Annotated in this window: 16 protein-coding genes and 1 riboswitch; of the genes, 8 read left to right on the top strand and 8 right to left on the bottom strand. The window is 45.8% G+C overall.

Going from position 1 to position 18,264, the window contains the following annotated elements; genetic code table 11:
• Positions 1-7: 7 nt before the first annotated feature.
• On the bottom strand, positions 8-583 hold the full coding sequence (locus tag D5I41_RS18045; protein WP_119010993.1) for a VOC family protein: 576 nt from the start codon (positions 581-583) through the stop codon (positions 8-10).
• A gap of 208 nt (positions 584-791) precedes the next feature.
• Here D5I41_RS18045 and argS point away from each other — a divergent pair, with 208 nt between their 5' ends.
• Complete coding sequence (gene argS, locus D5I41_RS18050; RefSeq protein WP_119010994.1) at positions 792-2,525, top strand: arginine--tRNA ligase; 1,734 nt, start codon at positions 792-794, stop codon at positions 2,523-2,525.
• A gap of 84 nt (positions 2,526-2,609) precedes the next feature.
• Here the strand turns inward: argS and D5I41_RS18055 are convergent, their stop codons facing one another.
• Positions 2,610-3,338, bottom strand: a complete 729-nt coding sequence (locus D5I41_RS18055; RefSeq protein WP_119010995.1) for a YrhK family protein — start codon at positions 3,336-3,338, stop codon at positions 2,610-2,612.
• A 322-nt stretch (positions 3,339-3,660) separates the two neighbouring features.
• Here D5I41_RS18055 and D5I41_RS18060 point away from each other — a divergent pair, with 322 nt between their 5' ends.
• Positions 3,661-4,911 (top strand): serine hydrolase domain-containing protein, encoded by a 1,251-nt coding sequence (locus tag D5I41_RS18060; RefSeq protein WP_119010996.1) that lies wholly within the window; start codon positions 3,661-3,663, stop codon positions 4,909-4,911.
• 86 nt (positions 4,912-4,997) lie between these two features.
• Here the strand turns inward: D5I41_RS18060 and D5I41_RS18065 are convergent, their stop codons facing one another.
• Positions 4,998-5,258 carry a DUF5062 family protein gene (locus D5I41_RS18065; RefSeq protein ID WP_017029606.1) on the bottom strand — a complete coding sequence of 87 codons (261 nt, stop codon included), beginning with the start codon at positions 5,256-5,258 and terminating at the stop codon, positions 4,998-5,000.
• Between the two features lie 91 nt (positions 5,259-5,349).
• Positions 5,350-6,696, bottom strand: coding sequence for an MATE family efflux transporter (locus tag D5I41_RS18070; protein ID WP_119010997.1), 1,347 nt, complete (start codon positions 6,694-6,696; stop codon positions 5,350-5,352).
• 98 nt (positions 6,697-6,794) lie between these two features.
• On the opposite strand from D5I41_RS18070, the gene D5I41_RS18075 reads away from it, so the two are divergent.
• The 4 genes from D5I41_RS18075 (at position 6,795) to D5I41_RS18090 (ending at position 12,608) form a co-directional block, all read left to right on the top strand.
• Positions 6,795-7,736 (top strand): LysR family transcriptional regulator, encoded by a 942-nt coding sequence (locus D5I41_RS18075; RefSeq protein WP_119010998.1) that lies wholly within the window; start codon positions 6,795-6,797, stop codon positions 7,734-7,736.
• A gap of 409 nt (positions 7,737-8,145) precedes the next feature.
• Entirely contained in the window at positions 8,146-9,576 is a 1,431-nt protein-coding gene (locus D5I41_RS18080; protein WP_119010999.1) for a sodium-dependent transporter, read from the top strand.
• A gap of 1,323 nt (positions 9,577-10,899) precedes the next feature.
• A riboswitch (FMN riboswitch) is annotated at positions 10,900-11,042 on the top strand.
• Between the two features lie 187 nt (positions 11,043-11,229).
• Positions 11,230-12,162 (top strand): DMT family transporter, encoded by a 933-nt coding sequence (locus D5I41_RS18085; protein ID WP_119011000.1) that lies wholly within the window; start codon positions 11,230-11,232, stop codon positions 12,160-12,162.
• A 17-nt stretch (positions 12,163-12,179) separates the two neighbouring features.
• Complete coding sequence (locus D5I41_RS18090) at positions 12,180-12,608, top strand: HIT domain-containing protein (RefSeq protein WP_119011001.1); 429 nt, start codon at positions 12,180-12,182, stop codon at positions 12,606-12,608.
• A gap of 25 nt (positions 12,609-12,633) precedes the next feature.
• On the opposite strand, the gene D5I41_RS18095 is transcribed toward D5I41_RS18090, so the two are convergent.
• The 4 genes from D5I41_RS18095 to znuA form a co-directional block, all read right to left on the bottom strand.
• The gene (locus D5I41_RS18095) at positions 12,634-12,855 is read right to left on the bottom strand and encodes a FeoC-like transcriptional regulator (RefSeq protein WP_017029612.1); all 222 of its coding nucleotides are present in this window, start codon (positions 12,853-12,855) and stop codon (positions 12,634-12,636) included.
• Between the two features lie 7 nt (positions 12,856-12,862).
• On the bottom strand, positions 12,863-15,136 hold the full coding sequence (feoB, locus tag D5I41_RS18100) for a Fe(2+) transporter permease subunit FeoB (RefSeq protein ID WP_119011002.1): 2,274 nt from the start codon (positions 15,134-15,136) through the stop codon (positions 12,863-12,865).
• A complete protein-coding gene (locus D5I41_RS18105) occupies positions 15,136-15,363 on the bottom strand; it encodes a FeoA family protein (RefSeq protein ID WP_017029614.1) in 228 nt (75 codons plus the stop codon). Before D5I41_RS18105 ends, feoB begins: the two co-directional genes overlap by 1 nt.
• A gap of 123 nt (positions 15,364-15,486) precedes the next feature.
• The gene (gene znuA, locus D5I41_RS18110) at positions 15,487-16,359 is read right to left on the bottom strand and encodes a zinc ABC transporter substrate-binding protein ZnuA (RefSeq protein ID WP_119011003.1); all 873 of its coding nucleotides are present in this window, start codon (positions 16,357-16,359) and stop codon (positions 15,487-15,489) included.
• Between the two features lie 169 nt (positions 16,360-16,528).
• On the opposite strand from znuA, the gene znuC reads away from it, so the two are divergent.
• The gene (gene znuC / locus D5I41_RS18115) at positions 16,529-17,314 is read left to right on the top strand and encodes a zinc ABC transporter ATP-binding protein ZnuC (RefSeq protein WP_162892861.1); all 786 of its coding nucleotides are present in this window, start codon (positions 16,529-16,531) and stop codon (positions 17,312-17,314) included.
• Positions 17,307-18,092: a zinc ABC transporter permease subunit ZnuB gene (gene znuB, locus D5I41_RS18120; RefSeq protein ID WP_119011005.1), complete on the top strand. Its 786-nt coding sequence runs from the start codon at positions 17,307-17,309 to the stop codon at positions 18,090-18,092. Before znuC ends, znuB begins: the two co-directional genes overlap by 8 nt.
• The last annotated feature ends 172 nt before the right edge of the window (positions 18,093-18,264 follow it).

Genomic DNA, 18,264 nt, shown 5'->3' on the forward strand with positions numbered 1-18,264 from the left:
TACCTTGTTACGCTTGCTCTGATTCTACAATGCTCTTTAGCGGATGCGGATGCAGTTTGATGCACACTCCGTCTTTCTTAAACGCTACGGTAGGATTAGCTAAACGCTCCCCTTCACCCTTAGGGCTAGATAGCTTCATTTTCATCCCTGTTTCAAGGTTAAAGCTTGGGAATCGTTGCTTGATATCTTGCAGGTAATCTTGCGCATCAATCTTATCTGATGGAATCACAAACTCGATGTGCTCCCAATCTTGAGCAGGATAGATCTTTCCCTTTGCAGGATAAGGAAGCTCTAGGCAATCAATTGACCAAGCGCCGGCGGTGATTGGGGTATCAAAGGCAATCACTATGATAGGTCTGCCATTAATTTGCGCCTGTGAAATGGTCGCTCCTAGCTCTGACCACGCCTCGTGAGCAAGCTTAGCAAGAGCCGAATCATTGATTCTAAGGGCAATATGATCCGCCTGAAATTGGCTAAGGTCTAACCCTAGTTCTTGTCCCAAGACGGCTATCTTTTCGGCAAACGCATCCACCCTATCTAGCATCTGTTGTGGGTGCAGATTTACCTGTTGTAATTGCTCCATATTCCCTACCCTTTGGTCATTTAATCCGGTTTTGGCAGAAGTTTACCTGCAACAGAGAGTTTTGCTACAGATTAATTGGATTGCACCCTTTGAGAGCACTTTTAGATCAGCGCTGATCTTGTTATCATTACCCCCATTTTTGTGAACTACGGCACGAAAGCACTTATTATTAGCTTTCTTGACACTCCTTGAATTGAAGGAATTGCGTGTGAATATCCAAGCACTTATTAACGACAAAGTATCTCAAGCACTAGAAGCAGCAGGCGCGCCAGCAGGCAGCCCAGCAGCAGTGCGTCAATCTGCAAAAGCTCAGTTTGGTGACTACCAAGCGAACGGCGTAATGGGCGTTGCAAAGCGACTAGGTACAAACCCACGCGAATTTGCTCAAAAAGTGCTTGAGCACCTAGACCTTGATGGCATCGCTAGCAAAACTGAAATCGCAGGCCCAGGTTTCATCAACATTTTCCTAAGCGAAGAGTTCCTAGCGAAATCAGCCAAAGCAGCATTAGCGGATTCTCGTCTTGGCGTTGCATCAGAAGCACCGCAAACTATCGTAGCTGATTACTCTGCGCCAAATGTGGCAAAAGAGATGCACGTAGGTCACCTTCGCTCAACCATCATTGGTGATGCTGTAGTTCGTACTCTTGAGTTCTTGGGACACAAGGTAATCCGTGCTAACCACATTGGTGACTGGGGTACTCAGTTCGGTATGCTTATCGCAAACCTTGAGCGCGTTTCAGAGCAAGACGGCGAAGTTTCAATGAAACTGTCTGATCTTGAAGCCTTCTACCGTGAGTCTAAAAAACTGTACGACGAAGACGAAGAGTTCGCGGTTAAAGCTCGTAACTACGTGGTTAAGCTACAAAGTGGCGATGCGTTCTGCGTAGACATGTGGGAGAAGTTGGTGGATATCACCATGCAACAGAACCAACTGAACTATGACCGTCTAAACGTCTCTCTAACTCGTGACGACGTTATGGGTGAGAGCCAATACAACGACATGTTAAAAGGCATCGTTGCTGACCTTAAAGAAAAAGGCCTAGCAAAAGAAGATGACGGCGCACAGGTTGTATTCCTAGACGAGTACAAGAACAAAGACGGCGAGCCTATGGGCGTTATCGTTCAAAAGCGTGACGGTGGCTTCCTATACACCACAACCGATATCGCTTGTGCAAAATACCGTTATGAAGAACTAGGCGCGAACCGCGTACTTTACTTCATCGATTCACGTCAGCATCAGCACCTAATGCAAGCTTGGACTATTGTTCGCAAAGCTGGTTACGTGCCAGAAGACGTTTCTCTTGAGCACCACGCGTTTGGCATGATGCTAGGCAAAGACGGTCGTCCATTTAAGACTCGTGCTGGCGGTACTGTTCGCCTAGTTGATCTTCTTGACGAAGCAGAAGAGCGCGCGGGCAAGCTTATCGAATCTAAGAACCCAGAGCTTGCAGAAGACGAGAAGAAAAACATCGCGTCTACTGTTGCTATGGCTGCAGTTAAATACGCTGACCTTTCTAAGCACCGTACTACTGACTACGTGTTCGATTGGGACAACATGCTGGCATTTGAAGGCAACACAGCGCCGTACATGCAATACGCTTACACTCGCGTAGCGTCTGTATTTGCAAAAGCTGGTGTGTCTATGGATGACCTGCAAGGCGACATCATAGTGACTGATGAAAAAGAGAAAGCGCTTATCGCTAAACTGATGCAGTTTGAAGAAGCAGTACAAGCTGTTGCTCGCGAAGGTCAGCCTCACATCATGTGTAGCTACCTATTCGAACTAGCGGGTCAATTCTCTAGCTTCTACGAGGCATGCCCAATCCTAGTAGCAGAAGACGAAGCGGTTAAGCAAAGCCGTCTGCAACTAGCAGCGCTTACAGCGAAGACCATCAAGCAAGGTCTGTCTCTACTGGGTATTGAAACTCTAGAGCGCATGTAATCTACTGATCTAGAAATAGTTTTGTAGCATCAAACATGACAAAGGGGCTGAATATTGCATTCAGCCCCTTTTCTATAGAAATCATTAAATCGTCATCTCTAATTCTTGAATTTTCTTTATCTTGCGCTGTACAAGCAAGTAAGCGCGCCAATAATTAAAGACCCCACCTAGCAAGAAAAGTAAGCTGCCAATCATATACTGCCAGGCAAGAAAATTGAGAATAAGTCGATGATCATTGGGCGACTCAAATGCCCACAAATAAGGCACAGAAGCGGTGCCATATAGGACAGAACCCACAATGAAAGTAATCGATGTTAGGTTCATCAATTGCAGTAGTTGCACTGACTCGGCTTTGATTATTAGCAACACATTCGTAGCGGCGCCCACAATAAAGAGAAGACTTCCTATGATAAACAGCCAGGTGCTGGTCATGGCGAGATCTAATATAGGGAAGCCGGTAATACGCCCAATAACAAAACATAGGGTACCGAGTAAATAACAAGCCCCCGCGAAATACTCCATCATTTCGTCCAAGCTATGAACCGAATGACTCTTCCAGTAACGCCTAATTTCCATCATATCGTGGGCATTCACCACTAGGTAAACCAAAGAAGCACATAGGAATAACCAACCGCCGATAAACGCATATTCAGCCTGACTTGGGAAAAAGAAATAGCTACCAATAACAAACAGAACACCGCCCAGTTTGTAGGCCAATGCATTGATTGTTTCCCAGCGAAATTGCGCTGCTAGGTCTTTACGATTTGAGGTTAGATTTAAGAAACGTCGACGATTAGAAAAAACATGAGGCATTGATGAGTGTTCTCTTTTGATATTCGGTTAAATAAGGGGCTTTTTGAGGGGAGGTAGGACAATGCCCTATTGCTACACCCTCTCTTTCTAAATAAACACTTAAGATGAAAAGCATTTTTCTATAGTTCCAACTCTTTAACGAATCTCTTATGCAGGGCAAAACCCTACATGCTTGGTGTTCAAACTCACTGCAACACTATTTATTGACTTTTGATGGTTTAGATCAATCAAAGTTGATTTTATGAATAACCTTATCCTACATAGTATTTACCTCACCGTACTGAAACACATTTCTATCCCAGGTAATAAATAGGTGAACACTATGAGCAAATCACTACAACGAACCCCACTTGAAGAATTCATTAATGGTTTTCCTTTAGAGCTTTCACAAAGAACCATGCACGCCAAATTACCCGTTTTATTCGCCGGTGGCGACGAGTCACATTATTGGTCAATGCGCACCGCTGAAATCCTGCCAACTGCGATCATTCCTAAACGCACCGAGACTATGCCTTTGGCAAGGCGAATCATGCCGGAAATTGGCGCTATCAAAGCAGAAACGGAACACTTCGGCACTCTGACACTGAATGAATTTCTTGCTCGCCCTGACAGCTTTTCACAAGGTTATCTAGTGATTCATAAAGGTGAGATCGTGTTTGATGCCTATCCTCGTATGCGCCCTACAGATCACCATGTATGGATGTCTACCGCTAAGCCAACCGCTTCGTTATTGGTTGAATTACTGATTAATGAAGGCAAGATTGACGAGCATGCGCCTTTGTCCGATTACATTGCAGAGTTTAAAGGCACTGCATGGGACAATGTGACGGTGAACAACACATTGAACATGGCAACAGGCCTTGATGTTGAGGATACGAGTGAGTCTCGTGCAGACCCTGACTCACACCCTACTCGTCTGTACAGTGCCGAATTTAATCTGCTGTATAAAGGTAAGGTAGAACACCTCATTGATGTGCTAGCTGATGCAGAAAAAGAGTGTGAACCTGGTGAGAAATTTGCTTATGCATCCGCCCATACCCAAGCCTTAGTATGCCTAGTAGAGTCATTAACTGGCGAACGCTGGCATCAGACCTTTGACCGCTTAGTATGGTCAAAAATGGGAGTCAATGCTCCTTTGCAAGTTCATACCGCTCCAGATGGCAGTGCCCTTGCCCACGGCGTGATCTCTAGTCAACTGATTGACCTCGCCCGATTTGGCATGCTGTATACGCCAAGTTGGAACAAGACAGCAACAGAACAAGTTGTCTCAGACGAAACCCTAAAGCGCATTCAAGATGATGTTCAGACTCATGAACTATTGATGGCGGGTTTTGATGGCCCGGTATTTGCGAGCTATCACGGCGAAGTAGACGCACCCACCTTTATCTCAAACTCTCGTCAATGGGATGTTCTATGGCCGGACAATGATATGTGGAAGGGGGGAATGATGAGCCAGGGCCTTTATGTATCCCCGGACAAAGACCTCGTGGTTGTGTACTTTGGCACAAACAATCACGACCATTCCGTCCATCGCTGGGCACGTCGTATCGCAACTTCTGGTCTATTTTCCTAGTATTACTGTTGACCTTTTGCGATTAATGATGAAAATCTCTGCTCGTTTGGACGACGAACAGAGATTTTTCTGCATCTAGATAGGATTTATTTCAGAGGGTCGTTATCGGGTAATACGCTATGCATCCACAACGCCAGGCGGTGCTTAATGTTAGGGCCGTCCAGTTTGTTATCTGGCAATGGCGTGATTTGATTTACGCCTACTAGAAACAAGTACACACCTTGCGCTTTCAATGGTCCTGTCGAACTCGGCAAATCAATGCCTTGCATTTTTGCCATCTTCAAACCGACTTCTATTGCCTTTTTTACTAGCTTGTCTTCGTTGTGAATCTTTGCGGTTTTTGACATATCGAGCTCATCCTTTGCGTTGATTTACAACTGAGTATATCAAAGGCTAAGAGTCTCACGCTTACGCAAATCTCAAGTTGAGAAGTGAGTCTCAGGCCGCTTGCATTAACGTTCGATTGCTAGAGCGTCTGGTTTCATAAATAAGCTGTGCCAGTAGCAGTATTCCTGTCACTCCAAGACCCACACCGATACCGCCCCAAATACCCGCTAAGCCATAAGCCTTCATCAAGTACCATGCGGCTGGCAAACCAAATGCCCAGTAACCGATTGCCGTCATTATGGTCGGCACCATCACTATCTTCATGCCGCGCAGCAGGTTAATGGCTAGTAGCTGCCATGCATCCACCACAAAGCACAATGCTACTACCCAAATCATCGACGCAAGCATAGTGGTCAGTTCATGACTGCCCTCTGTATCCAATTGGAACAGGTTAGCAATGGCCTCTGGCCATACGATAAAGCCAAAGGCGATCACAAAGCTCAGCGCGGTAACCGCCACAAAGCTCTTCTTAGCGATGGTTTTGATGCCGTCATAATTGTTCGCACCGTATTCTTTGCCCACCAAGATGGCAGAGGCTTGTGCAAAGCCAAAGTTGATGTTCCAAGTAAAAGACAAACACTGCAGTAAAATTTGGTGCAATGCCAGTGATGCCACACTAATCATGCCTGCCATCAAGGTGCCGCCATAGATAAGGCCGTGTTCCAGCATGCCTGCTAACGCAATTGGCATACCCATAGACAAAATCGGTCCCATGAGCCTTGGGGTGTACTCGTGCATATTTTGCCAAGGTGCAAAGCGTTGATATTTGCTTTGACGAAATACCCAAGTGCCATAACCCACCAATACAAACCAAGCAGCGATTGCAGTGCCGTAACCAAGGCCTGCAATACCCCAATCTAGAGTAAATGCAAGGAAGTAGCTGATTGGCACATTGATGATTACCGTCAGAATCGACATCACCATCACTGAGCGTACATCACCAAAGGTGCTGGTAAGACCGCGCAAAACAAGCAAAAGCAGCGTTGGCAACATTGCCCACTTCAATGCATTAAGATACAGCATTGCAATATCTATGACTTCTGGTGATTGCTGTGCTTTAGCGAGCAGTTGGGGTGCATACAAGAAGCTAAAACTCAGTATGACCGCTAGCAAAACAGAGAGCATCACAGCGCCTTTAACCGCAAAGCGGATCTGCTGCTGGCCAAAATCTGGACGTGCAATACTCTGCCCATAAGCAATGGCTATCAAGTTGGCGACACAGCCCACGATGCTGCCTGCCATTAGAAAAACAAACGAATACACAGAGGCGCCCAATCCACCAGCGGCGAGATCGGCAACACTGATTTGCGACATCATCCAAACATCGGTGAGTACCAATGCCATAGCGATGAGTTGGGATAATGTCAGCGGCAATGCCAGTTTAAGAATGTTTTTCATACAGCCCTCTATAATTTGGGCTCAAAGTACTGCTAATTGAGCTAGGATTCAATTAACATTTATGTCAGTTGCCATTACCTGAGATCATGTGAATAACTATGACGCCTTATCCCGATATCCCCTACTCCCATAACAGCTTGAAAACCTTTGAGGCTGTTGCTCGCCATCTGAGCTTTACTGAAGCAGCAGATGAGTTAAACGTTACCCAAAGCGCCGTCAGTCGTCAGGTAAAACAGCTCGAACAAGGCCTAGGTGTCGAATTAATTGTAAGAGGGCATCGAAGCATCGACTTAACGCTGCAAGGCTCAGAACTGTTTGCTGTGCTTCAGCGGAACTATCAGAGCGTACAAACCTTAGTACAGTCTTGGCAGCCCAATCAGCAGCAGCGAATCGTAATTAAGGCAGCGCTCAGTTATGCCACTCGTTCCTTGCTCCCAAAGATACAGCAACTGCAAGAGCGCTACCCTGAACATGAAATCGTGGTGATTCCGACTATTGATGAAGACGAGGCGCTTAAATCCACTGACTATGACTTGCTGATTCTTAACACTCGAGTTCCCCACCAATACAAGAAGCGCTCCGATGTGGTGTTTTTAAGAGATGAATACATGGCACCAGTATGCTCTCAAGAGCTGTATTCAAAAGAAGGAAACCTGCAATCTCTACTAGCGATGCCACGATTGCACCCAACCCTTGACCACCATGACTGGAAAACCTGGCTGGCCCGTGTCGGACATAAAGACAGTGTAAAGGTACGCAACACCACCTTTTTTACTCTAGATTTGGCCTTGAGTGCTTGTCTATCCAGCCAAGGAGTGACAGTGAGTGACCTACTATTGATCTTGCCTGAGCTGGAACACGGCTATTTAGTTTGCCCTAGCAATGCACAAATCCAGCCTAGTGCTTGGCAATACTTCTGCCATTGCCGAGGCACTTCCGACATTGTTAAAGAGATCCACCAATGGATTCAAAAAGAAACGGCAAAAGAATTAGAGACATTAGAGAGGTTAAGCAGAGAATTTGGCTGGAATAGCGTTTAAACGCAATTACAGGCAACTAAAGTGAATATAAATGCACGGGTGATTTCTAAATAAACAAGCGATAAATTTGAATTCGCAAGCCACAGTGATGTTCAAGAATAAGAGACTTTAAGACAGAAAGTGGCGCTAAAACACGTAAAGTTCTTTGAACAACTCAAGCGAAAACATTTTTCAGAGAGATATTTTTAGGGGTAATCAGCTAGTGATTGTGCAATAAACTAGCGATTAACTGCAATTATGCGATCAATGCCCGATAAATGTACTTTTAAGGGTTTCAACTTTACTCACAAACTGGTTAACTTGCCACTCTTAGAGCGTCACTCAAAACTTATATGGTGTACACCTTTGTTTACATCCCTCTTTTTAAGGCGCCGAGTAGTAAAAACACAACATTAAATTTGGAGTAATTGTGGCGACTGGAAATGCATCAGCAGCCCCTCGTGATAACTGGGGTTCAAAACTTGGATTTGTAATGGCAGCGGCTGGTTCAGCTGTTGGCCTTGGTAATATTTGGAAATTTCCGTACACAGCGGGTGAGAACGGTGGTGGTGCATTCGTACTTATCTACCTAGCATTCGTAATCATTATCGGTTTCAGCGTAATGCTGACTGAGTTTGCAATCGGCCGTCACACTAGCCGTTCTGCTGTAGGCTCATTCAAATCAACAGATAAGCGTTGGAGCTTTGTTGGTGTTATTGGTGTACTAAGTGGTCTATTGATCATGGGCTTCTACCCTGTTGTGGGTGGTTGGGCTCTAGCGTACATCCCTAAAGTGGCTACTGGCCTACTAGACACCCCTGAAGCAATCGGTGATAGCTTTGGTGGTTTCATCTCTAACCCTATCCAACCACTAATGTGGATGGCTGCATACCTAGTACTTAACATTGTCATTGTTAGTAAGGGTATCTCTGGCGGTATTGAGAAAGCAGGCAAGATTCTAATGCCTTTGCTATTCCTTATTCTTATCATTGTAGCGGTTAAGGGTCTGTCTCTACCTGGTGCAAGCGCAGGTCTTGAGTTCCTATTCAAACCAGACTTCACTCAAGTAGATAGCCAAACTGTTCTAGCAGCACTGGGTCAAGCGTTCTTCTCCCTATCTCTTGGTATGGGTTGTATGATCACTTACGGTAGCTACCTGAAGAAGAAAGAGAACCTAGTTCAAACTACAGGTATGGTTGTAGGTATGGATACTGCGGTAGCTCTACTTGCAGGTATCGCGATGTTCCCTGCCATGTTTGCATTCAACATGGAACCAGCGGCTGGTCCAGGTCTAGTATTCGTTGTTGTTCCTCAGCTATTTGCTGAAATGGGTGGCACAGGTCTTATCTTTGCACTTATCTTCTTCGTTGGTCTAACGGTTGCTGCACTAACTTCTTCTGTATCTCTACTAGAAGTAGTTGTGTCTTACCTAATCGATGAGAAAGGCATGAAGCGTGTTAACGCTGTACTTTCTGCAAGTGCAGTAATGGCAGTAATGTGTGTGTTTGCTTCTCTATCACTAGGTGGCCTTGGTCCTAAGCTGTTCGATACAGGCGTATTCGACATCTTCGACCTACTTACTGACAAGGTATTCCTAGCGGTTGGCGGTATGTTCATCTGTATCTTCGCAGGCTGGCGTCTAAACCGTGTTGACCTTGAGAAAGAAATTACTAACGACGGTAAAGTATCTTTCCCACTATTCGGTCTATGGTACAACCTAGTTAAGTACATCATCCCTGTAGCAGTTGCTGTAGTTGCAATCGCAGGTATCCTAAGCGGCTTTGAAAGCGGCAAAGGTCCAATCATGATTCTAGCAATTGCTATCATTGGTTTGACTGCGGTAGTTTCTAAGAAGCTGTAATTAAAATAGCTGACAGCTTGACGCTTCAAGCCGTCAGATAAAGATTTGAAGAGACCCTTTTGGGTCTCTTTTTTTTGTCTGCTGGCCACTGAAAGCCTGTCTCTTAATTACACCGAGTGCCTCTGTCAGGATCTATAAACGCACAATCCTGAGATTGCCGATAAGAGACTTCGGCAATGACGCGTTTTCTTAAGCAAGTCGCGTGCACACAAGCAACCGCAGTCATCCTCGAGCGCTCCTATCGAGGATCTGTGAACGCACAATCCTAAGATTGCCGATAAGAGACCTCGGCAATGACGCATTTTCCTAGGCTAGTCGCGTGTACAAAGGTCAATCCAGTCATCCTCGAGCGCTCCTATCGAGGATCTGTGAACGCATAATCCTGAGATTGCCGATTAGAGACCTCGGCAATGACGTTTTTACTAGGCTAGTAACCTGCACAAAGGGCGACCCCAGTCATCCTCGAGTGCTCCTATCGAGGATCTATGAACGCACAAGCCTAAGATTGCCGATTAGAGACCTCGGCAATGACGTTTTTACTAGGCTAGTAACTTGCATAAAGGGCGACCCCAGTCATCCTCGAGTGCTCCTATCGAGGATCTATAAACGCACAAGCCAAAGATTGCCGATAACAGACCTCGGCAATGACGTTTTATTCTAGGCTAACAGCGTGCACAAAGGTCAATCCAGTCATCCTCGAGCGCTCCTATCGAGGATCTATAAACGCACAGTCCTGAGATTGCCGATGAGAGACCTCGGCAATGACGTTTTTACTAGGCTAGTAAAATGCACAAAGGGCAACCCCAGTCATCCTCGAGTGCTCCTATCGAGGATCTATAAACGCACAAGCCAAAGATTGCCGATAACAGACCTCGGCAATGACGCGTTTTCTTAAGCAAGTCGCGTGTACACAAGCAACCCCAGTCATCCTCGAGTGCTCCTATCGAGGATCTGTGAACGCACAATCCTAAGATTGCCGATTAGAGACCTCGGCAATGACGCACTTTCCTAGGCTAGTCGCGTGTACACAAGCAACCGCAGTCATCCTCGAGCGCTCCTATCGAGGATCTGTGAACGCACAATCCTAAGATTGCCAATTAGAGACCTCGGCAATGACGCATTTTCCTAGGCTAGTCGCATGTACAAAGGCCGCCCCAGTCATCCTAGAGCGCTCCTATCGAGGATCTGTGAGCGCACAGGCCTGAAATTGCCAATAACAGACTTTGCCAATGACTCGTCTGATGTTGCTTGCGTATAAAAGTCAGGCTAAAGGCTTCCCACCATAAAAACCCATTTTCTCTGCCTCTAAAGTTTGCTACCTTAAATGGACTTCAGGGCGGGGCGGAATTCCCCACCGGTGGTAAAAGCCTAGCTTGAGCCCACGAGCGCCTTCACCAAGTGAAGGGACAGCAGATCTGGTGTGAATCCAGAGCCGACGGTTACAGTCCGGATGAAAGAAGTGACACAATTGATAGCGTATGACCACCAAGCGAGCTCTCGTTATTGGTGTTGATTGCGTTTTTCGCAAAACTGCACTCAAGATCCGTCTTGGGCGGTTTGGCGCATCATATTGCCTTGCCTCTTAGCTCTGTTCACGTTTTTAGAAATCTAACCCGATAGCGCGTCGCTACTGGTATGAATTTGGAGATCCTCGTGGCAGGTATAGTTTTTGTAATGATCGCGGCTGGTTTATGGGCTGCTGATACCCTATTTCGTTACCCTCTTTTAGAGACAAACAGCACCTTACAGATCGTGTTCTTTGAACACATAGTGTTGGTGGTGATGATTGCCCTATTGCAAATTGCAGTACCGAGATGGCGCTTTGCCTACATCAAGGGCTCACTACTGCCCTTTATCTTAATTGGCGTACTTGGCTCAGCCATTGGCACCCTCGCCTTCACCAAAGCTTTTACCCTGATGAATCCGACTATAGTGATCCTGCTGCAGAAGCTTCAGCCTATCGTGGCTATTTCGCTATCGGTAATCTTGCTCAAAGAAAAACTCCAGAAACATTTTGTACTGTGGGCGAGTGTTAGCCTTGTTGGCAGTATCGTGATGATTGCGCCGGATATAATTGAACTATGGTCAGAAGGCTCGGTTTGGCACTATGACCCGAAATTAATTGCTATCTTGCTTGGCTATGGCGCAGCATTGCTCGCCGTTGTCGCCTGGGGAGCTTCCACTGTGTATGGCCGCAAGCTGACGATGATAGGTTACAACACCATGCAAATCATGTCGGGTCGCTTTAGCCTTGCTCTCGTTACACTGACCATTGCGATGCTTTTCTATGGTGAACATTTCACCCTATCTGAGGGCAGTTTTGATAGCCTGTTTTATATGGTGTTGTTGTCGGGTTTATTGGGAATGTTCATCTATTACAAAGGGCTTGAAAGAATACCTGCGCGATACGGCACAATTGCAGAATTGTTCTTTCCTGTTTCCGCTGTTGCCATCAACTGGGTGGCGTTTGATGCTACTTTAACTCCACAACAGATTTCGGGTGCAGTATTGCTAGTCGGCGGCGCATTGATGATGAGCCGCGAGCCTAAACAATCACTACCAGCAGAGCCTGTCACCGCACAATAACAAATAAGGGATTATCGATGGAATTTCAACTTCATCCGCAGTTAGCAAAAGATACCAGTGTGATTGGTGAGTTTCCGCTGAGCTTAGCGCTGTTGCATAAGGATAACTGCGTGCCTTGGGTGATTTTGGTGCCCAAGAAGCATGAGCTTAAAGAACTTCACCATCTACCGATGCAAGATCAACAGCAGTTTTTAGTGGAATCACAAACGGTGATGCAGGCACTAGAAGGGTTATTTTCTCCCGATAAGATGAATCTTGGCGCTCTGGGCAATATGGTACCGCAGCTGCATATTCATCATATTGCGCGCTTTAAGACCGACGATGCATGGCCAGGACCAGTATGGGGAAATACTAAAGGTGAATTCAGAAGCGATCTGGAACAACAGCAACTGCTAGAGCAGATCAAAAAAAAGCTAGGCAACTGCGAGCAGTTTAAACCTAGCTGATTGGAAACTTAGCTTGTAAAGACGTTTACATCTGAACGTTTAAGCTTATACCTTGATTGATGGTATAGCGCACGCCCTTTTCTTGACCCTTGATGGTGTCAAACATGCGGGTGACCTTACCTTTGTTCACCCACACTTGAAGCATTGCGTCTACACCGTCTTCAGATAAACCAAAGTGATTGGCTAGCACGGCTCTCTCAGTGGTGCCGTGCTGTTCGAGATAAGACTTGAGTTGTTGCAGTATCATAATCGACCTACGCCGCAGATTCTTGTTCTTGGAACTGCTGTTTGTTGCCTTGGTGCTTCAAACCTAGGTAGGTTGCCACCGACACTATCATTACAGCCAATATCCAAATAGCGCTCTTAGCCGGGTGAGCTGAGAAGTTCATTACTTGGTTGTAAAGCACAGCGCCAAAGTAACCCAGCCCCATAGTCCACACTGCTATAAAGCGTGCATACTGAGCACCAAACTCACGAACGTATGCACCCATCGCTGCTACGCACGGTGTGTACAATAGGATAAACAGTAGGTAAGCAAAGGCTGCATGGCCGTTAGCAAACTTACCCTGTAGGTTCGCAAACACAGACTGATCGACTTCTTGGTCATCCGCCACGGCTTGAGTATCTGTCAGGTCGCCTACTTCGATACCTAGCGGGTCACTAAAACTCAGACCGCTTAGGTTTTCAGGAATCGACATTACTGCCTCTTCTAGGCTCGCCATTAAGTCAAATTCGGCTTCTTCATCAGAAGGAGAGGCGTATAGGTTGTTCAATGTCCCTACCACGGCTTCTTTTGCAAAAATACCTGTGACGATACCTACCGTTGCTGGCCAGTTATCTTGCTCGATGCCCATAGGTTCAAACACTGGAGTGATGACTTGCGCAGCCTTCGATAGAACCGAATGCTCGCTGTCTTCATTACCAAAGCTGCCATCAGTACCGATAGAGTTTAAGAAGCTAAGAATAGTCACAACCACAACGATGGTTTTACCTGCGCCAAATACAAAGCGCTTCAGTTTTTGCCATGTCTTGATCATTACGTTACGCAGACGAGGGATTTCGTAATCTGTCATTTCCATAACGAAGCTGTCGTTGCTACCAGGGTAGATAGTGTTCTTCAGAATAAACCCTGTGAATACCGCTGCTAGAATACCAATCACATACAGCGCAAATACCACGTTTTGACCCGCACTTGGGAAGAAAGCCGCTGCAAACAACGCGTAAACTGGCAGTCGAGCACCACAAGACATAAACGGAGCCATAGATGCAGCTAAACGGCGCTCACGCTCTTGGTCAAGTGTACGGCTTGCCATGATAGCAGGTACGTTACAGCCAAAACCTAATACCAGTGGAACAAAGGCTTTGCCCGGCAGGCCTACTTTCTGCATTACTTTATCCAGTACGAATGCCGCACGAGACATGTAGCCAGAACCTTCCAGTAGGGTAAGGAATAGGTAAAGACCGGCAATAACAGGGATAAAGGTTGCTACGGTTTGGATACCGCCACCGACACCATCGGCAAGCAAAGTCACCATCCATGCAGGCAGAACTGGATCTAGAAGCGCATGAGTACCATCGACTAATACCGCACCAAAGGCAATATCAAAGAAATCGATGAAGGCGCCACCGATGTTGATAGCAAACATAAACATCAGGTACATCACGCCAAAAAACAGCGGTACACCAATCCATTTATTCAGCACAACGGCATCAATCTTCTCGCTTAGGCGACGGGTGATTTTTCCTTCTGTCGTTCTGAAGGATTTAGACAACTCATGTAAGAAAGTGAACTTCACATCTGCAATGTGCAGCTCTATATCCATATCAAGAGAGTGACGTGCTTGAGCGGTCGCGTCTTTTACTTCTGCAGGCACTGTGTGCATGACAAGCTGATCGTTCTCTAGCGCACGAATGGCCAGAGCACGATTACTCACCATGTCGTTTTCAAACTGATCTTGAATATCTGACACCACTTCTTCAAATTGAGTGCCGTAGTCCAGTGCCAGAGGTTCAACCTCAATGCCTGTTGCTAACATCTTGTGCAGGTCGGCTTTTAGCTTATTTACCTCGTTGTTACGAGTCGCTGTTACCGCCATAACCGGACAGCCAAGCGCTTTAGATAAGCCTTTGATATTCACCTTCTGACCCATGCGAGCCAGCGCATCCATCTTGTTTAGGATAACGATCATCGGACGACCCAACTCACGCAGCTGCAGCGTTACGTATAGGCTGCGCTCTAAACAAGTGGCATCAATAACATTGATGATAATGTCAGCAGGCGTGGATAACACAGCGCGAGAGGCAATGGTCTCATCCAAGCTGTTGTTGTCATTACCACTGTCCAGAGCATAGATACCAGGAAGGTCTGTCAGGCTAAACTCTTCGCCAGCTAGAGAATAAAGACCTGTCTTTTTCTCAACGGTCACACCAGCCCAGTTACCGACTTTTTGGTTTGCACCGGTGAAGGCGTTAAAAAGTGTGGTTTTACCGCTGTTAGGATTACCAACGGTCAGAATTGAATAGTCCACTATGCAACCTCTACTGAAATTTGTTCTGCTGTAGATTTACGAATTGCAACGCTAACGTCTCGAACTCTCACTTGTAGTGGGTCGCCCATTGGCGCTTTACGCACTAAAGTGACTGGCGTATTAGGAAGAATCCCCATTACCATCAGTTTTTTACGAGTAGAGCCATCTAATTGTTGCAGAGAAGAAATAGTGGCTTCTTGTCCTATTGTTAGTTCAGCGAGCTTCATAATCTAAATGCCAATCGTTATCATTTGCGTAGACTTTAACACAACTTGTTACAAAGTCACCTGTTCTAAATCAAAAAAAAGCGCCCTTTGAAAAAGAGCGCCTTGTGAAAGTTTAAATGTTACTTATTTCAAGCACGTCTCAAATTTACCCGATAACTGCCTCAAGAACGCAAAATAAGCACCCGGTTTATCGTCAATGTCTGTTGCTAAAGGGTCTAACTCACCAGTATTCACATTACTGCCTCGCGTGACCGTTTCAATCACCGCAGGAGTATATTGAGGCTCACTGAACACACAATATACGTCCCCTTCCGCTAACCGTGTTTTTATCTGAATTAGGGTTCTCGCACCCGGTTTTCTTTCTGGGCTTACCGTAAAGTGCCCTAGATTATTCAAGTCGAAGAAGTTTTCAAAATAACCATAAGCATCATGAAAAACAAAGTACCCATGACCACGTATAGGGTCAAGACGCTCATTAATTTCACTAGTTGTCAGCTGCAAATTGCTCATGAATTCTTCAAGATTATCTTTGTAATGAACAGCATTTTCAGGGTCTAATTCTATCATTTTATTGGCAATCGCTTTTGCGACCGTGCCCACTTGCTTTGGACCCAACCAAAAATGCGGATCAGTATTGCCATGATTATGGCCATCATGATCATGGTGACCTTCCTCAAAATGACGCAAATCCAAGTCTGGAAGCTCGCTGATGGTTAATACATTATCTTGACCTTCAACAATAGAGGACATGAAGCTTTCGAGATCATGTCCAAACCAAATTACAAGATCGGCATTCTGAACCTTTTTCACATCAGATGGGCGCAATGAGTAATCATGCGGAGACATATTGGTGCCGAGTAATGCTGACGATGAAGAGACGTCTTTCGTAATTTCTTGGGTAATAAGGTGTATCGGTTTAATACTATTAAGCACCTCAATAGCTTGGGCACTAGTAACAAAGCTCAGTGAGAGCAGACATAAAAATAAACGTTTCATCAATGCGGTTCCATTGCAATAGCCAAATTTCTGCGCAAATGTTACTTTATATCATTCGCAATAAGCAAACGATAAGTATGTTTGCACACTATTATTTTACTTTACTCTTTGGATGAACAAGGGTAGAAAACCTCAGTTTGCTACCCAATCCATACACAGGCCTAATGCTATGACGCAACTCGTCACCCTAGAAGACGTGACTGTTCAATTTGAACAACGAAAGGTATTGGACAAGATCAACCTTTCCATTAATGAGTCTGAAATTACTACCTTAGTTGGGCCAAATGGCGCGGGTAAATCTACCCTAGTTAAGGTGATACTGGGGCTTCAGAAAACAGACTCTGGCAAGGTCATTAAGCACGGTAAACTGCGCATTGGCTATGTTCCGCAAAAGCTTAAACTCAATGAGACCCTGCCTCTTACTGTTGATCGCTTTCTGCGTTTAGCTGGGAAATACAGCCAACAAGAACGTCAAGATGCGCTGTCACTTGTAGGTGCAAGCCACCTTATTAAGGCTGATGTCCATAAGCTATCTGGAGGAGAAACTCAGCGAGTGCTGCTGTCCCGTGCCCTTTTGATCAGACCTCAATTACTGGTGCTTGATGAGCCGGCTCAAGGAGTGGATGTTCAGGGTCAGGTTGACCTTTATAACCTCATCGATACCATTCGTCATAGGTTTAACTGTGCGGTGTTTATGATCTCTCATGACTTGCATTTAGTGATGGCCAAAACCGACAATGTGATTTGCTTACAGCACCATATCTGCTGTTCAGGCACGCCTTCAGCCATCTCAAATCACCCTAGTTATTTGCAGATGTTCGGCAATACCCCTGAATCTAGTCTCGCGCTTTATCAACATCATCACGACCATCATCATCATGATCTCTCTGGCGACCCTGTGACTGGAAACGCTATCTCATGTCAGAACCACAAACACGGACATACCCATGATTGAGTTTTTATTGCCTTCATTACTGGCAGGCTTCGGCATCGCTATTATCGCCGGCCCTCTCGGCTCTTTCGTGGTTTGGCGAAAAATGGCTTACTTTGGCGACACCCTCGCTCACGCATCACTGATGGGGTTGGCTTTAGGGTTTCTGTTAGACATTAACCTTTATTTAGCGCTTGTTGTGTGTTGTATGGCGCTAGCCATAATTTTGGTGACATTGCAGAGACAACAACTCGTAGCGACCGATACCTTGCTGGGTATTCTTGCGCACAGTGCGTTATCGCTAGGCCTTATTGCGGTGAGCTTTTTGGACAACGTGCGCATCGACTTAATGGGCTACCTCTTTGGTGATCTTCTGTCGGTGAATAACTACGACGTTATGTTTATTTATGTGGGCGCAGCAGTGGTAATGCTGCTGCTGGTCGCATTTTGGAGACCGCTACTTTCCAGTACCGTAAATGAAGAGTTGGCTGCCGTTGAAGGCGTGAATATCTCTCTGATGAGGTTACTGATCATGCTGATGATTGGCTTGGTTATTGCTGTGGGTATGAAGTTTGTTGGCGCCTTAATAATTTCTTCGCTGTTAATTATCCCAGCAGCAACCGCAAGGCGCTTGTGCCGCAGTCCTGAGCAGATGGCGATCATGGCTTCTATCATTGGCATGATCTGTGTCTGTACTGGATTAAGCATGTCTTGGTTCTACGATACCCCAGCAGGCCCTTCGGTCGTGGTAAGTGCTACGGTGCTATTTTTGCTGGCACAGTTTAAGCGTCAGGTGGGGTGAAGCAAGCTGTCAGCTATTAGCCTTCTCTTGATCACAAGTCAGACTTTAGGTTTTCCGTCATGCCCGAGTGCTTTTATTCAAAGTATTGATCTAATAAGGGGTACACCTTGTTAGATCACATTTAGATCGACTATCAATACTTGTGTATGAAAGTCAGACTATTAGCTTTCAG

The organism is Vibrio superstes (assembly GCF_003569005.1).
In the GTDB taxonomy this organism is placed as follows: domain Bacteria; phylum Pseudomonadota; class Gammaproteobacteria; order Enterobacterales; family Vibrionaceae; genus Vibrio; species Vibrio superstes.

Excerpts from the sequence above, each read along its gene's own strand:
- D5I41_RS18045 (WP_119010993.1), bottom strand. The coding sequence starts at position 583 with ATGGAGCAATTACAACAGGTAAATCTGCACCCACAACAGATGCTAGAT.
- D5I41_RS18055 (WP_119010995.1), bottom strand. The coding sequence starts at position 3,338 with ATGCCTCATGTTTTTTCTAATCGTCGACGTTTCTTAAATCTAACCTCA.
- D5I41_RS18060 (WP_119010996.1), top strand. The coding sequence starts at position 3,661 with ATGAGCAAATCACTACAACGAACCCCACTTGAAGAATTCATTAATGGT.
- D5I41_RS18065 (WP_017029606.1), bottom strand. The coding sequence starts at position 5,258 with ATGTCAAAAACCGCAAAGATTCACAACGAAGACAAGCTAGTAAAAAAG.
- D5I41_RS18070 (WP_119010997.1), bottom strand. The coding sequence starts at position 6,696 with ATGAAAAACATTCTTAAACTGGCATTGCCGCTGACATTATCCCAACTC.
- D5I41_RS18075 (WP_119010998.1), top strand. The coding sequence starts at position 6,795 with ATGACGCCTTATCCCGATATCCCCTACTCCCATAACAGCTTGAAAACC.
- D5I41_RS18090 (WP_119011001.1), top strand. The coding sequence starts at position 12,180 with ATGGAATTTCAACTTCATCCGCAGTTAGCAAAAGATACCAGTGTGATT.
- D5I41_RS18095 (WP_017029612.1), bottom strand. The coding sequence starts at position 12,855 with ATGATACTGCAACAACTCAAGTCTTATCTCGAACAGCACGGCACCACT.
- D5I41_RS18105 (WP_017029614.1), bottom strand. The coding sequence starts at position 15,363 with ATGAAGCTCGCTGAACTAACAATAGGACAAGAAGCCACTATTTCTTCT.
- znuA (WP_119011003.1), bottom strand. The coding sequence starts at position 16,359 with ATGAAACGTTTATTTTTATGTCTGCTCTCACTGAGCTTTGTTACTAGT.
- znuC (WP_162892861.1), top strand. The coding sequence starts at position 16,529 with ATGACGCAACTCGTCACCCTAGAAGACGTGACTGTTCAATTTGAACAA.
- znuB (WP_119011005.1), top strand. The coding sequence starts at position 17,307 with ATGATTGAGTTTTTATTGCCTTCATTACTGGCAGGCTTCGGCATCGCT.